At 64.9% G+C, this 15,494-nt stretch carries 10 protein-coding genes; 1 reads left to right on the top strand and 9 read right to left on the bottom strand.

Annotated elements, in window-relative coordinates:
• Positions 1–92: 92 nt before the first annotated feature.
• Entirely contained in the window at positions 93–1,493 is a 1,401-nt protein-coding gene (locus tag NQ519_RS03955) for a DUF5009 domain-containing protein (RefSeq protein ID WP_019149373.1), read from the top strand.
• Positions 1,494–1,523: 30 nt separating this feature from the next.
• On the opposite strand, the gene NQ519_RS03950 is transcribed toward NQ519_RS03955, so the two are convergent.
• From NQ519_RS03950 to NQ519_RS03910, 9 genes are all read right to left on the bottom strand, one after another.
• Positions 1,524–2,204, bottom strand: coding sequence for an SGNH/GDSL hydrolase family protein (locus NQ519_RS03950; RefSeq protein WP_015547673.1), 681 nt, complete (start codon positions 2,202–2,204; stop codon positions 1,524–1,526).
• 23 nt (positions 2,205–2,227) lie between these two features.
• Positions 2,228–3,541 (bottom strand): MFS transporter, encoded by a 1,314-nt coding sequence (locus NQ519_RS03945; protein WP_019149374.1) that lies wholly within the window; start codon positions 3,539–3,541, stop codon positions 2,228–2,230.
• A 218-nt stretch (positions 3,542–3,759) separates the two neighbouring features.
• Complete coding sequence (locus tag NQ519_RS03940; RefSeq protein WP_019149375.1) at positions 3,760–4,845, bottom strand: SGNH/GDSL hydrolase family protein; 1,086 nt, start codon at positions 4,843–4,845, stop codon at positions 3,760–3,762.
• Positions 4,842–6,881 carry a calcineurin-like phosphoesterase C-terminal domain-containing protein gene (locus tag NQ519_RS03935; RefSeq protein ID WP_019149376.1) on the bottom strand — a complete coding sequence of 680 codons (2,040 nt, stop codon included), beginning with the start codon at positions 6,879–6,881 and terminating at the stop codon, positions 4,842–4,844. Before NQ519_RS03935 ends, NQ519_RS03940 begins: the two co-directional genes overlap by 4 nt.
• A 6-nt stretch (positions 6,882–6,887) precedes the next feature.
• The gene (locus NQ519_RS03930) at positions 6,888–8,687 is read right to left on the bottom strand and encodes an FAD-dependent oxidoreductase (RefSeq protein ID WP_019149377.1); all 1,800 of its coding nucleotides are present in this window, start codon (positions 8,685–8,687) and stop codon (positions 6,888–6,890) included.
• Positions 8,684–10,693 carry a glycoside hydrolase family 97 protein gene (locus tag NQ519_RS03925; RefSeq protein WP_019149378.1) on the bottom strand — a complete coding sequence of 670 codons (2,010 nt, stop codon included), beginning with the start codon at positions 10,691–10,693 and terminating at the stop codon, positions 8,684–8,686. Before NQ519_RS03925 ends, NQ519_RS03930 begins: the two co-directional genes overlap by 4 nt.
• A 7-nt stretch (positions 10,694–10,700) precedes the next feature.
• On the bottom strand, positions 10,701–12,176 hold the full coding sequence (locus NQ519_RS03920) for a calcineurin-like phosphoesterase C-terminal domain-containing protein (protein ID WP_019149379.1): 1,476 nt from the start codon (positions 12,174–12,176) through the stop codon (positions 10,701–10,703).
• Positions 12,173–14,140, bottom strand: a complete 1,968-nt coding sequence (locus tag NQ519_RS03915; RefSeq protein WP_019149380.1) for a glycoside hydrolase family 97 protein — start codon at positions 14,138–14,140, stop codon at positions 12,173–12,175. The genes NQ519_RS03920 and NQ519_RS03915 overlap by 4 nt, the downstream gene beginning before the upstream one ends.
• A 16-nt stretch (positions 14,141–14,156) precedes the next feature.
• Complete coding sequence (locus NQ519_RS03910; RefSeq protein ID WP_026076260.1) at positions 14,157–15,494, bottom strand: family 10 glycosylhydrolase; 1,338 nt, start codon at positions 15,492–15,494, stop codon at positions 14,157–14,159.

Raw genomic sequence — 15,494 nt, 5'->3', positions numbered from 1 at the left:
TGTAAAAGTTTTTGCTTTTGTGGGTGTTGGTGTTGATTTTTCTTATTTTTACAGGCGTTTGGAGTTAAAATTATTAAACTGAAACTGCCTGAATGAATAATCGTGCCTATGCCGTGGACATCCTGCGGGGACTTGCCATCGTGGGGATGGTCCTCTCGGGTTACATCGCCTGGAATCCCGACCTGCCGGCGTGGCTGTTCCACGCGCAGCTGCCGCCGCCGTCGTTCGTCTTCGATGCGTCGGTGGCGGGAATTACGTGGGTGGACCTCGTCTTCCCCTTTTTCCTCTTTTCGATGGGCGCGGCCTTTCCGCTCTCGCTGGGCCGCAGGCTGAACCGCGGCGACCCGCCCCGGCGGATCGTCGTCTCGATCCTCAAACGGGGCCTGCTGCTCGCCTTTTTCGCCGTTGCGCTCGGCAACACGGGGCTGTGGACGCTCGACGCCGTGTTGCAGCGTCCCGTCGTGAGCGCCCTTGTGACGATGACGGTCTGGGGCGCCTTTTTCGCGATGTTCGTGCGGATTCCCGGCTTCATCCCGCGGCAGAACGGGTGGCTCAACGCCGGCGGCATTGCGGTCCTCGCGGTCCTTATGGGCGTGTACCGGTGGCTGGGCGTCGGGGTGAGCGTCGTGCGGTCGGACATCATCATCCTGATTCTCGCCGACGTGGTCGTCGCGGGTTCGCTGATCTGGTGGCTGACGCGCCGCAACCTCTGGCTGCGGATGGGCATCGTCGCCCTGATTGCCGCCCTGAAGCTGGGCGCGGCGGTTCCGGGGTCGTGGAACGAGGCGGTGTGGAACTTCTCGCCTGTGCCGTGGCTCTTCCGCACGGAGTTTCTGCAATACCTCTGCATCGTGTTGCCGGGAAGCGTGGCCGGCGATCTGTTCGCCCGCTGGCTGGCGCGCGGGCAGCAGGAGGAGCGTCCGGCGCTTTCCGGACAGATCGCCGCCGCAGGGCTCACAGCGCTGCTCCTTGCGGTCAATATGTGGGGGCTTTTCACCCGTACGCTGACGCTCAATCTGGTGCTGACGCTCGCGCTGGGCACGGCGGCGTGGATGTTGCTGCGCAAGCCCCGCACTGGGATCGAATCCCTGCTTTATCGACTGTTCACGACCGGATTTTTCTGGCTCCTGCTGGGTCTTGCGTTCGAATCGCTCGAAGAGGGCGTGAAGAAGGACCCCGCCACGGTGAGCTACTTTTTCATCACGGCCGGAATGGCTTCGCACGTGCTGCTGGTCACGTCGGTCCTGCTCCGAAAGGGCCGTTCGCGGGGCGGTCTGCTCGTCCTTTGCGGGCAGAACCCCATGATCGCTTACACGGCGGCGGGTTACGTCGTCGTGCCGCTGCTCGTCTTCGCGGACCGGGCCGTGGCGCTCCCGTGGCTGTGGGGTCAGTGCGGCTGCGTGATGGGAGTCGGGCGCGGGGTGATCGTCACCCTGTTGATGATGCTCTTCACGGCGGCCTTCACGCGGAGCAAAATCTTCTGGCGCACCTGACCAAAAAAACGGGGCCGAAGCCCCGTTCTGTCACTTGTCGGAGAGCGCCCGTTCGACGACGGGCGGCAGAATCCGCTCCATCACCCGATACCCCGCTTCGGTGGGATGCACGCCGTCGTAGGTGTATTCGGCGATCATCGAACCGTCCGCGGCCGCCATCGGCGTATGGTAATCCACATAGGGGATGCCCTCCCGTTCGGCGTAGGCGCGGATCATCGCATTGAGCCGGACGATCTTCTGCGCCGGTTCCAAACCCGGACGCCAGGGGAAGTCACCGGCCGGGAGCACCGAGCAGAGGACGGGCCGGATGCCGTTGGCGCGCGCCAGCTCGGCCATCGACTGGATGTTGTCCAGAATGTGCTCGAGCGAGATGTAGCCCGTGTTTTGCGCCAGGTCGTTCGTGCCGCCGCAGATCACCGCGACCTGCGGATGCAGTTCCACGACGTCGGCGCGGAAGCGCACGAGCATCTGCGAAGTGGTCTGTCCGCTGATCGCGCGGCTCGCGTAGCCGTTTTCGGCGAAGAAGTCGGGACGCTTGGCGATCCACCCTTCGGTGATCGAGTTGCCCATCAGAACGACTTTCGGATGCTCCGCCAGCGCGGCGTTCTCCTTTTCGAAACGTCCGAAGTTGGCCCAGTCGGCCGGGGCCTGTGCGGCGGCCGTCGCGGCGGTGAGGGCGGCGGCGAGGGTGATGATAAGATTTTTCAGCATGTCTAACGGTGTTTATCGGTGATTTATTCGTCGGTCAGTTCCTTTTCCACGGCCTGGGCCGCTCCCTCCTCCGTGTCCGGATGGGCGAAGGGGATGCGCCAGGCGATGAGGAATATGGGGATGGTGGCCATGAGGGCCCAGAGGAAGAAGCGGTGGTAGCCGACCTGGTCGCAGAGCCAGCCGCTCGCCATGCCCGGCAGCATCACGCCCAGATTGGCCAGCGACGAACCGAAGGCGTAGTGGGCCATTTTGTGCGGTCCGGGCGCCACCTGCTGCATGATGAAGAGCGTGAGGCCCACGAACCCGAATCCGTAGCTGAAATATTCGAAGACGATGCCGCCGCAGATCAGCAGGGGCGATGCGGGCTGGAACCAGGCCAGCAGGGCGTAGACCACGAACGGGATGTTGAAGATCGTGATGAGCGGAAACAGCGCCCGCCGCAGTTTGAGCCACGCGATGAAGTAGCCGCCCAGGATCGAACCCACGACGAATGCGATCACGCCGAACGTGCCGTAGTAGAGGCCGATCTGCTGTTCGGTCAGGCCGAGACCCTGATTGTCGAGCGGGGCGTTGAGAAACAGCGGAACGATCTTGATGACCAGCCCCTCGGCGAAGCGGTAGAAGACGATGAAGGCGATGTAGATGCCGATGTACCTTTTCCGGAAGAATCCGCGGAAGATGGCGCCCGTCTCGCGCAGCGCCTCGCCGACGCTCCCCGCATGGGCCGTGGCTTCGCCGCCCGAAGGCAGCATCCGCAGGTGGTAGATTCCCAGCAGGAAGAGCAGCGCGCCGCAGAGCGCCATGACGATCATCCACGCCTCGACGATCCCGACCCGCTCCTTGAGCGCTCCGGCCAGATAGACCAGCCCGCCCATGGCGAACACCTTGGCGATGTTGTAGAACGCCCCCTGCCAGCCGATGAACCGCGCCTGCTGGTCCTTCGAGAGTTCGGTGATATACACCCCGTCGGTGGCGATGTCGTGCGTGGCGCCGCTGAAGGCAATGACGCCCATCAGCGCCACGGCGTAGGGAAAGAAGTCGGGCAGGGGCAGCGTCAGCGCCGTCAGCGCCAGCCCCAGCCCGGAGATGAGCTGGGTCGACACGACCCAGAATTTCTTGGTGCGGAACATCTCCATCAGGGGGCTCCAGATCGGTTTGAGCGACCACGGCAGGATGATGAGCGAGGTCCACAGCGCGATGCGCGCATCGTCGATGCCCAGACCGCGGAACATCAGCGTGGAGACCATGTTCACGAGGATAAACGGCAGTCCCATGGCGAAGTAGACGGTCGGAACCCAGGATAGCGGCGAGCGGCGCCGGACGGTTTCGGGTTTCATGCGTTTTTGCGTTTAGTAGTTAGGCACGGACATTACGGACGGAGGCGGGAGCGGTTGAAAACGACCCTGCGGCGGCCCTCCCCCTCCGGTTTCGGCTTATTTTATACAAAGATACGAAAAAGGCGGAAGGGTGCAAAACCGGATTCCCGGCGGTTCGGCAAAACCCTCCGACCGATAAAAGTGCCGTTACGACACCAAAGATAATTATTTGCGGCTAATTATTCGACATTCCGGTCGGGCATTTCCCACCCTGTGATCGTGGCGATGTAGGGAATGACGGCCATGGCCATCTTGCGGTGTCCCCGGTGGTTGGGGTGGTAGTTGGCGCCCATGTCGCGATCCCAGTCGGTGATGCCGGGAAGCATGGCCGTGAGGTGGAGATGCGCGTCCTGCCGCTCGCGGAGGAAATTCTCCAGATAGCGCAGGATCACTGTGTTGTCGCTCGGGGCTACGCACAGCACGGGAACCTCGCCGTAGGCCGCGCGCAGCTGATCCAGCGCCTGCGCGTAGGAGGCGTTGAAGGCCTGCTCCGAAGGGGTCACACCGGTGCTGAAGTCGTTCGAGCCGAGCTTGATGACGACGATGTCGGGCGTGCAGCCGCGGAAATCCCAGCGCGACGCCGGGTCCATGTCGAAGGTGCGCAGCATGCGTTCGCGCATGGTGCAGTCGGAGACCTCCTTTTCGTCGCCCCAGTTGCGGACGATGCCCTGTCCCGAGTGGGCGATGAGGGTGTATTCGGCGTCGAAATAGCGGGCGATGACGCATCCCCACGCCAGATCGCAGTTCTCGGTCTCGGGCGTAAAGGGCTCCTCGACCGATTTGCCCTCGGTGCCGTAGCCGCAGGTGTGCGAGTCGCCGATGAATTCGATGTGGCGTGTGCGGGGTGCGGGGAGCGGGAGCAGCGCCCCGTCGGTTTCGACGCCGCGGAGCGTCGTGCGGCCCTGCTCGCCCTCGGTGCGTTTCTGCACCAGTATGGTATGCGGGCCGCGTTCGAGCCCCTCGGCCAGCACGACGGTCGTATCGGCCCCGGAAGTGGCGGCGACGCCGGTGTGACGGCCGTCGACGAAAACGTTGTAGTAGTTGCGGCCCGTGTCCGCGGCCCGCATGGCGCAGCGCGTGCCCTCGAATCGGAACGTGAATTGGCTGCCGCTCCAGTCGAACGACAACGCTCCGCCGGGGCCCTTTGCGGCGCGGCCCGTGAAGCGGATTTCGGGCGAGTCGGCGGGGGTGAACACCGGGCCCCTACCGCGGCCCGAAGCGGCCCCGCAGGCGAAGAGCAGCAGGGAGAAAATCAGTTTTTTCATCGGTTTATTCTTTTTTCAGCGCGGTACGTGTTTCCGAAGCGGTCGCGGGCCGTGACCTCGACGCGCCGCGTTCCGGCGGGCAGCGGCGCCGCGTAGTAGTGGTCCGAGGGGGTGACCGTGATCCATTTGTGGTCGAGCTTCGACGCATCGGCGTAGAGCCTCCGTGCCTGGGGATCGACCGCCGTGGTGCGTTCCATCCGCACGGGGCGGCCGCCGTCGGCGTGCATTTCGACCGTCCAGGCGGGGTCGCAGTTCCAGACGTTGGCCACGACGCGTCCGGCGAAGGCTTCGTCGTCCTTGGAATCGTAGATTTTCAGCTGGAAGGAGCGCGGATGCCCGACGGATTTGTAGTACCACGTCACCTCGCCGCCGTCGACCTCGAAGACGGCGTAGCCGGCCGGCGTGCCGTCGGTGCAGATCGCGCCCTGCCACCACGCGCCGCTCAGGGCCGCGACGTTGTGTTCGTAGAGCCCCTCGCGGACGGGGCAGTTCGTCGTCGTGTGCATGTGTCCCGAGACGACGTGCGCGTCATAGGGCTCCAGCAGCCGGTGCAGGGCCCGGTGGTTGCAGAGCGACCGCTCGGCCTGCGGATAGTCGAAGGGTTTTTCGTCCTTTCCGGCGAACGCGGTCGGGATATGGAGCGCCACGACCACCGTCGTTCCCGCGGGAACGAACGACAGGTCCCGTTCGAGCCACGCCAGCTGCCGCTCCTCGAGATAGCCGATGTAGTACCAGTCGCGGCCGATGTAGTAGTTGTCGTTCAGCACCGCGTAGTGTACCTCACCCACGTTGTAGGAGTAGTACGCGGGGCCGTACATTGCTTCGAACGCCGCGGCCGACGTTTCGTGCGAGCGGCCCCAGAGCTTCATGTCGTGGTTGCCCATCGCGTTGCGGAACTCGATTCCCGTCGCCGACATAACCTCGTTGTAGGAGGTGTAGAACGTGTGGTCGCCCGAGGTGATGTCGCCCGCGCAGATGCCGTGCATCGGGCGTCCGGAGCGCTCGGCGGCGGCAGCGGTTTGGCGGATGTCCTCCGCCGCACGCTCCAGCAGGCGGAACTCCTTGCGGGCGAAGAGCTGCGGATCGGCGACGACGACGAAGCCGTGGCGGGTTTCGCCGGATGGTTTGCGCCGGAGACGGAAGTCGTGGGAACTGCCGTCGGACTTCGCCGGAAGGTAATGGCGCACGACCCCCTCCTCCGAGGGCGACGCATAGCCCGCGGGGGTCGAGACGAAGACGAAGCGCGCCCGGTCGTTCGCCGGAAGCACGAAGCGGCCCGCCGAGTCGGTGGCGGCGCAGTTGTCGCCGTCGCTCACCACAACCCCCGCCAGACCTCGGCCCGCGCAGGTCACCGTGCCGATACGCGCCCCGGCCGGCGTGACGTAAGGGCGCAGTGCCTCGACCCAGACGGCGTAGCCCGCCGGTGTGAGGTGGATGCCGTCCACGGTATACTCCGCGGGGAGTTTTCCGTCGCGGAGCATGCGGCTGCGGATGTCGATGAATTTCAGTCCGCGCCGGGCGGCCATCCGCCGCAGCAGGCGGTCGAAAGCCTCGATGCGGGCGTTCTTTCCCGTGAAATATGGTTCGTTGCGCGCCTCGTCGAGGGGCAGCGGACTTTGGATAAAGACCTGCGTCGCAGGCGATTCGGCGGCGATGCGGTCCAGCAGACGTTCGTACTGCCGGAGCAGCGCCTCGGGCGCGATGGTCGAGAATATCAGGTCGTTGACGCCCGCCATGAGGAATATCGCCCGCGGCCGTCCCGCCACGATGCTGTCCAGCCGCGCGGCCATGCCGGCAACGCAGTCCCCGCCTATGCCGCGGTTAATCACGTGCGCTTCGGGGAAGTATTCGGCCCAGGCGCCCCGCTCGGTGAGGCTGTTGCCGAGCATCACCGTGTGGTGCGGCCGCACGGGGAGGGACTCCTGCTGACTGCGTTTCGAGAAGTAGTAGTCGCCGCGGTAGTCGAGCGAGTCGGGCTGTGCAGCGAGCGTGACCGCCGCGGCGGTCGACAGAAGGGTCAGAATCAGTCGTTTCATAAGCAGTTAGCGGTATTCTCCGTGAAGATCGACCGGGCGGGCGAAGGGATCGAGACACTCCTCGAGAAGCAACGCCAGTTTCCGGCGCGTGAGGGGCCTATCCGCATCCGCGGGGCGGATCCGCGGGGCTTTGCCGCCCGCCTCGGCGATGAGCTTCGCGGCGCGTGCGGCGGTGAGGGCGGTCGTGTCGGTCCGGACGGGGATTCGAGGGGCGAAGTCGTGCAGTCCGCGGGTGAATTCCCCGACCGGGATCGTCCGCTCGGGGTAGAACCACGAACGGTTCGCCCAGTGGAACGGCTCGCCCGTCATGCGCAGGATGCCCGTCGCGGCGATGCGCTGCAGGGTCGCGAAGTCGGGATCGTCGGGCTTTACGTCGTAGAGCGGCGCGATGTAGGCTTTCTGGGCCAGCAGGGCCTCCTGCACCTCGCGCACGGGAACCTCCCGCGGCGGGCAGCGGCGTTCGGCGGCCAGCGCCGCGAGGGTTCCCGCGGCCTGTCCGGTAAGCATCACGACCGGTTGCAGGCGCGTCGAGCCGTTGACGAGGTTCGAGACGGAAATGGCTTTGTCCGAGACGATGAAGTTCTCGGTCCGGTCGGGAATCAGCGCCCCCAGCGGCACGCTGAACGACGGCACGGGCGGGAAGAGGATCTTCGGCAGATCGGTCCGGCAGTTGCGGTGGTGGTCGACGGGGTAGTCGCCGACGGAGATGCCCGTGCGGTAGAGCGGCCTCGCGTAACGATCGGTCACGTCGTCGAGCGTCATGCGCACCACGCCGTCCATGCGCCGCCCCTCGCGGTGGTAGGGCAGGTAGGCCAGCCCGTCCGGCGTGTCGAATTCGTCGTCAGCGATGCCGAGGCGGCGGTATCCCAGCTCGTGCTGGATGTGGTAGACGAAGCGCAGGGTCTTCTGCCGCGCCGCTTCGAGGGCCGCTGTGCGCTCGGCATGGGGAAGTTCCACCACGTCGAGGTTGATGTCGTTGCCCTCCTTGGGCCAGTTGATCATGTATTTGCCTCCCGGCATACGGCCGTATTCGAGCATCCGGTCGGCGCTGCGCACCCCTTCCGACGAGAGGTCGTAACACCCGGCGAACTCCGCGGGGGCGTAGCCCGCAGGCCGCTCGATGGTTCGGTCCGCGCCGGGCCCGTAGTCCTTGAGGATGGCCACCACCGTGAGGTCCTGCACCGCGTCGTTGGCCTCGGCCGGAGCCAGCTCTTCGCCCGTGTCGGCGCGGGCGTCCATGCCAAGACGGTATGAGGTGCCGCTCAACGGCAGCGCGTCGCCCAGATCGGTGGCGTCGACGGTGATGCGGGCCCGCACCAGCATGCGGCCCCCGCGCGCGTCGGTGAACTCGGCGCCCGTGACCCGCTTTCCGCGGCGCAGGATGCCCGTCAGGCGGTAGCCGTGCACCACCTCGAGCGTCGGCTCGGCCGCGGCCATCGTGTGAAAGATGCTGTCGGCCACGTGCGGTTCGAACAGGGTGGTGCTCACCCAGCCCGTCCACAGCGCGCCGATACCGCCGTAACGCTTCCGCAGGTGGTCGCGGAACTCGTTCCACAGACCCGACGGCAGGTCGAAATTGCCGTCCGTGGCGCATACGCCCTGGGCCGTGAGCATGCCTCCCAGCATGGGAGTCTCCTCGACGACGAGCGTCTGCACGCCCTGCCGCGCCGCGGCGATGGCGGCCGTCGTGCCGGAGGTCGTGCCGCCGATGACGAGCACGTCGGCCCGGCGGCGGATGGTGTTTTCACAGGTGCAGCCCGCGGCGAACGTCAGACACAGCAGGGCCGGAATCAGGATTTTTTTCATCGGATCGGTGTTTTTTCAGGTGCGGCGAACCTAACGGCGCATCCGCCGCCCGAAGCCATGCTCACGGTCAGCGTATCGGCGGCCGTTACGGGACGCTCTTCGTAGTCAACGGCATAGGGATTGGTTTTCCAGTCGGCGCCCTCGCCGTCGGCGTAAATCTGCGCCGTGTAGGTCACCCCGGGCGCGAGGAACGTGAGGGGCACGCCGACCGTGCGGGGCTCCTCGTCGGTGACGGCGCCGAGGTACCAGTCCTCCGAGCTGCGGTCCTGCCGCACGAATACGGCATAGTCGCCGATCGCGGCCTGGGGCACGAGCGTCCGCTCCCAGTCGGTGGGCACGTCGCGGATGAAGTCGAAGGCCTTGTGTCCGCGGTAGTTTTCGGGCAGGTCCGAGGCCATCTGGAGCGGGCTGTAAATCACCACGTAGTGCGCCAGCTCGCGCGCGATGGTCGACTGCACCCGCGCGAAGGGCGAGACGGGGTTGTCGAAACGGAACGTCCCGAACGTGTAGTCCATCGGCCCGGCCAGTCCGCGCAGGAACGGCACCACGGTGGTGTGCTCGGGCGGATTTCCGCCGTCGGGCGACCAGGCGTTGTACTCCTGACCGCGGACGCCCTCCTGCGTCATCAGGTTGGGCCACGTGCGTTCTATCCCCGTGGGCATGACCGGCTCGTGGTTGTCGATCATCATGCCGCAGCGGGCTGCCGTCTCGATCACGCGGCGGTAGTGCCGCACGCCGTACTGGCTGTCGTGCAGCTCCTTTCCGTCCATCAGCACATTGACGTAGCCCGTTTTGACGTAATCGACGCCGTACTTTTTATAGAACGCGAAAGCCTCCTCCAGCTGGGCCTCGTAATTCTTTGTATCGGCCCCCGTTTCGTGGTGGCCGATCAGTTCCACGCCCTTTTGGGCGGCGTAGCCGGCAACGGCTTCGATGTCGAAGTCCGGATAGGGCTCCGTGAAGCGGATCCGGGCCGTGTTTTTGGTCCACTCGCCGTCCCAGCCGACGTTCCACCCCTCGACCAGCACGCCCTCGATGCCGTGTTCCGCGGCGAAGTCGATGTAACGTTTCGCGTTTTCGGTCGTGGCGCCGTGGCGGGGTCCCTGCGCCCAGGTCTCCTGAAAGAGATGCATCGACCACCAGATGCCGACATATTTGGCGGGGCGGATCCACGAGGTGTCCTCGATGCGGCACGGCTCGTTGAGGTTGAGCATGAGCCGCGAAGTTACCAGACCGCCCGGCGTGTCGGCGACGATCATCGTGCGCCACGGCGTGCGGAAAGGCGTCCGTGCGTAGACCTTCACCCCCGTGGACCACGGGGTGAGGTGGCAGCGCAGGGTGGTTCCGTCGGGGTAGAGGCTCATTTTGGCGTAGTCCGTCAGATCGGCCTCGTGCAGGGCGAGATACCCTCCGCCGGCGCATTCCAGCGTGAGCGGCGTGTTGACCGTGTCCATCCGCGAGATGGGGGTGTGGCGGGCGAGGCTCTCGTAGTAGGGTTCGCGCGCGGGCATCCACCAGGCGTTGTGGTCGGACGGAAAGCGGTATTCGGTCAGCTCGTCCGTGATCGCGAACTCGCCCAGATGGGGCTGTTCGGGAAATTCGAAGCGGAAGCCATAGCCGTCGTCGAACAGGCGGAACACCACGTCGAAGCGGCGGCGGGGTGCGTCGCTTTCGCGCACGCTGACCCTCAGTTCGTTGTAATGGCTGCGCACGGTGCGCTGTTCGCCCCAGACGGTCTCCCACGTCTCGTCACGGCTGTCGCGCGACGTGCCCGTGATTTCGAGCCCTTCGCGCAGCGCCGGGGCATCGAGCAGTTCGAATCCCAGCGTCGAGAAATCCAAAAGGGGCGCGCCGCGGCGCGTCACGGAGTAGCCGATGCGGCCGCCGCGTTCGGCCACCTCGAGACAAAGCGTGCCGTCGGGCGAGCAGACGCGGCCTGAGCTGCCGCAGGCGGTGCAGAGGAGTGCGGCGAGCGCCGCGAAGAGGATCGAAAGAGGTTTTTTCATCGTGCTGTCATGGTTTTTTCGGTGTCGAATAGCCCGTGCCGCTCTCCCAGACCGAGAGCCGGCCGAATCGGTCGCGGACTTCGACGCGGATATGCGCATCGGGCGACGCGGGCAGGGCGTGGAAGAGGTGTTCGGTGCGGTCCGCGCCGATGTTTTTGTGCTTGAAATGCTCGCTGTAACGCGCCACGTAGTCGTAGATCGACGCGTCGTACCCCGTGTAACGGGTCATCGGTCCGCGCGGCTCGCCGTTCTCGTACCAGACGACCTGCCAGGCGGGGTCCCAGTTCCAGACGTTGACCGTCACGGCGTCGGGGCGGCGGCGGTCCTCGCCGACGCCGTAGGCCGTGAACTGCCGGCTGCGGGGGTGGTCCGCGGCCTTGTAGTACCACGTGAGGCCGTCGCCGTCGAACTCGTAGACCCCGTACCCGGCCGGAATGCCGTCCATGCTCCACGGGGTCTGCCAGAAAAGGGTGCTCAGCGGAGCGTGGACGTGCTCGAAGAGGTGCGGCTCGGGGGTGTAGTTTTCGTTGTAATGTTCGTGCGCGGAGAGGATATGGGCGTTGTAGGGTTCGAGCATCCGGTAGAGCGCCCGGCGGTTGTTGAGCACCTTGTGCGACTCCTCGCGGCTCCATTCACCGCTCCGCGCCGCGCGCGACCAGGTCGGGATGTGCAGGCAGACGACCACCGTGCGGCCCGCCGGGACGGTGGCGAGGTCCTGCTCCAGCCAGCGGAGCTGCCGCTCGTCGAGATACCCCACATAGAGGTAGCTGCGGCCGATGTAGAAGCAGTCGTCGAGCACCACGTAGTGCACGCGGCCGCGGTCGAAAGCGTAGTAGGTCGGGCCGAAGTGCTCCTTGAACGAGCGTTTCGCCCGGTCGCTCGTCCGCACGCCGAGGTCCATGTCGTGGTTGCCCGCGACGTAGAAGAACGCGACCCCGCTCGCGGCGAGGGCCTCGCTAACCGGTTCGAAAAGCGGGGGCCTGCGGTCGATGTCGCCGATGATGTCGCCGCAGACCACCCCCAGCGTCGGCACTCCGTCGGCGGCCGTCAGCCGCATGTCGTCCGCGGCCCGGCGCACGCTGTCCAGCTCGCACTCGAAGTAGACCTGCGGATCGGCGACCGCCAGCAGGCGGTGGCGCGTCATGTCCTGCGCCGCGGGCTCCAGCGCGAAATCGTAGCGCCGTCTGCCGGGAGCGATGCGCCGGTAGATGCAGGGCGTGCCGTCGCGCAGGGGGATTTCGTACCCGTCGGGCAGCGTCAGGTAGACGAACTCCGCCTCCGTATCCGACGGCAGGCGGTAGCGCCCTTTGGCGTCGGTGCGCACGATCGTGCGGCCGTCCGTGACGCAAACTCCCGTCACGCCCCTGCCGGAAGCCGTCACGCGGCCGCACAGATCGATCGTGCGCGTGGCCGCCCGCCCCGTGACGGAAAGAGACGAGGCGGCGAGCAGCGCCGCAAAGAGGATGAACGCGCTGGTTTTCATTTCACGGGTTCGAGAACGGCGGCCCAACCGCCTCCGGGGGCCATCCGCAGGGCGATCGCGTCGTCGCGCGTGACTTCACGGGTTTCGGTGCGGTAATCCCGCGCGATGCGGTCGGCATTCACCCCGTCGGCGAAGACCTTCATGCGGTAGCGGCCACCGTCGAGGAACTTCAGCGGGGCCTCCAGCGTGCGGGCCGTCCAGTCGGTGATGGCTCCGATGTACCACTTCTCACCGCTGCGGCGCGCCACGGCGGCGTACTCGCCCACCGAGGCGGCGAGCCCCACCGTTTCGTCCCACACGGTCGGCACGGCGGCGATGAAGGCCGTGAACTCCGCTTCGCGCAGGTAGTGCGACGGCGAGTCGCAGAGCATCTGAAGCGGACTTTCGAAGACGACGTACAGCGCCGCCTGATGGGCGCGCGTGCCCTGGCTCATCGGGTTGTCCCAGCTGATGGCGAAATCGGCCCGGGTGGCGTTGCGCGTGGCGCCGGGCGTGTAGTCCATCGGTCCGGCGACCATGCGCGTGAAGGGCAGCGTGCAGTCGTGGACGGGCGAAATGTCGGTCGAGCATTTGTCGTGCTCCATGCCGTAAACTCCTTCGAACGAGAGGACGTTGGGGTATTTGCGCTGGAGCCCCGCGGGTTTGAACGACCCGTGGAAATCCACGATCAGACCACGGTCGAACGCCGCGCGGGCGATCTCATCGTAAAATCGGACCATCTCCTGATCGGACCGCTGCATGAAGTCGATCTTGATGCCTTTCACGCCCCAGTCGCGGTAGGTGTCCAGGATGCCTTCCAGGTCCTTCTTCATGGGGTTCCAGAGCGTCCAGAGCACCACGCCGACGCCCTTTTCGCGGCCGTGGCGGATCAGCTCCCCGAGGTCGATCTCCCGGCGCGGCTCCTTGATATTGAGCGTGCTCACGGACCACCCTTCGTCCAGCAGGATGTAGTCGATGCCGTATTTGGCCGCGAAATCGATGTAATACTTGTAGGTCGCGGTGTTGACCCCCGAGCGGAAATCGACCCCGTAGATATTGAGCGAATGCCACCACTCCCACGAAATCTTGCCCGGCCGCACCCACGAGGCGTCGCCTTCGACGGGTTTCGACGCGAGCTGGTAGGCGAGGTTGTTCTCCAGCAGCGCGCGGTCGTCGGGGTCGATGGTCACCACGCGCCACGGAAACGTGCGCGTGCCTCGGGTCCGGGCGATGTAGGGCGCTTTTTTCACCAGCTCCTCGTTGCGGTCCGAACCCTCCCTGAGCCGGGCTTCGAGCACCACGGGCGGGAACTGCGCGCGGAGGCTGTGTCCCTCGCCGCCGAACAGGAACAGGCAGGGATAGTCCTCCAGATCGGTTTCCGTCACGACCATGCGCGTGCCGCGCGGCGAGGAGAACCACACGGGCAGGTAGGCGTACCGCTTCGCGTCGAGCTCCGAGAGGTGCTTGCGGTCGAAGAACGCTTCGCAGTGGGAGATGAAATCGGGGTTCTCCTCGCGGGGCCAGAGGGTCTCGAAATCGGCGGCGAAATTCAGCTCGGCGGTCTCCGACTCGATGTCGACGGTCCCCTTTCGCGCCGTTTCAAAACGGTAGACCGCGCCGTTGTCGTAGACCCGGAAGCGGACGGCCCAGCCGCCGCGGAACGTAAGCAGAAGCTCTTCGCAGCGATCGTGCAGCGTGCGGAACTTGGTCGGAACGGGCGCCGTGCTGCGCTCGTCGATGCGCCGCCGTTCGGCCCGCCGCACGACGGGCGCCGCGCCGAACGGCTCGGCCCCGGCGATCTTCATGCCGATGCGGCTTGCGTCGAGCAGCCGTTCGCCCTCGCGCGTGACGCTCCAGCGCAGTTCGGGCGCGGTCGATACCGTCACCGTGATTTTTCCGTCGGGAGATATCGCTGTGTACTCTTCGGCCCGGAGCCCCGAAGCCCCGGCCAGCACGGCTGCGGCGATAAGAAGGAGTTTTTTCATGGTGCAACTGTTTTACTTATTCGGTTGCCGTCTCCGCTTCGTAACGGTCGATACCCCGCTTGATGGCGGCCCACATATCGTTGTTGATGACATGAACGATGTCGAAGACCATCAGCCCGGCCGTGCGTTTGAGGCAGTAATAGCAGGCTTCCTCGATGTCGAATGTCTTCTGCGAGCAATCCACCGTCGCGTAATAGGTACAGGCGTTGAGCAGGAAGCGCTCGGCACGGTTGATACCGTATTCGATCGACTCGCCGTCGTCGGGTCCGTACACGCGGGGCAGGTAGGTCCCCAGCAGGAACGTGTCGAGCTGATCGGCGAAACCGGTCTGGTGGTAATTGATCGAACACCAAGAGTTGAACGACCACGCATCCTGATCCGTTAGCGGACGGAACGCCTTGCTGGCCCAGTTCTGTCCGTTGGCATAGAGTGCGCCCCACCACGAAGCGGCCCAATATTCCAATTTTACGTCCGGTTTGATTGCCTTGATCTCCTTGCGAACGCGGGCTACGAAGTCGTGGATTATCATCGAGCGGAACTCCCACCACTCTTTGTAGTATTTGCCGGGGACTCTTTCGCCGGAAGCGTTGTAGGTGAAGACATCGCCCGGCCACGTCTCGACGAGTCCGCCAATGTACTTTTCGAACGCCTCTTTGGATGCTTCCGAGAAATCGCTCTGATAGTCCGGAAAACGGCAGTAGTCGAGCGCGTAGGCATCGAAATCGTAGTTGGTGACTATTTCACGAATGAAACGCAGGGCGAACTCCTGAACTTCGGGCAGGACGGGATTGAGGAACGCTGCGACCTTCGTGGGGTCATCCTTGATGTCGACCATGCCCTCGGGCTTGTATTGCATGCAGGTTTTCCCCTTCCATGTCGTGCCCCGGTAGGCGGGTCCCTGTCTGGTGCTGGGCATGCCCATGGGGAATACGGTGGTCGAGACGGTCACTTTCAGGTTCCGTTTATGTGCCTCGTCGAGGAAAAACTGGAGGTAGTCCCAACCTCTGTCGGCAACGTTAACTGAACCGATAGTCGTCGCTTGGGTCATGAACTCGCTTTTGTAGAGTACGTCCCCCTCGACGGGCTTCACATCCACGACGATCTTGTTGAATCCCGCTTCCTGTGTTTTGTCGAGCATGGCGATGATACCGGCCTGTGTCGAGAATCGCTGGAAGTTGGCCTCGGCATCGAACCAGAGCATTTTTTCCTTTCCCTCTGAGGGTTCCGGTTTCGGATCGGGGTTCGGCCCGGGTTGCGGCTTGTCGAGTTCCGGAGGGGTTTTATGCGATTCCGTGCAGGCGGACGGAATCGCCGCCATCAGCAGGACACAAAGTATCAGGATGGATTTTTTCAT

This window comes from Alistipes senegalensis JC50, from assembly GCF_025145645.1.
Classification (GTDB): Bacteria; Bacteroidota; Bacteroidia; order Bacteroidales; family Rikenellaceae; genus Alistipes; species Alistipes senegalensis.
This window is presented reverse-complemented; position numbering and strand designations above follow the sequence as displayed.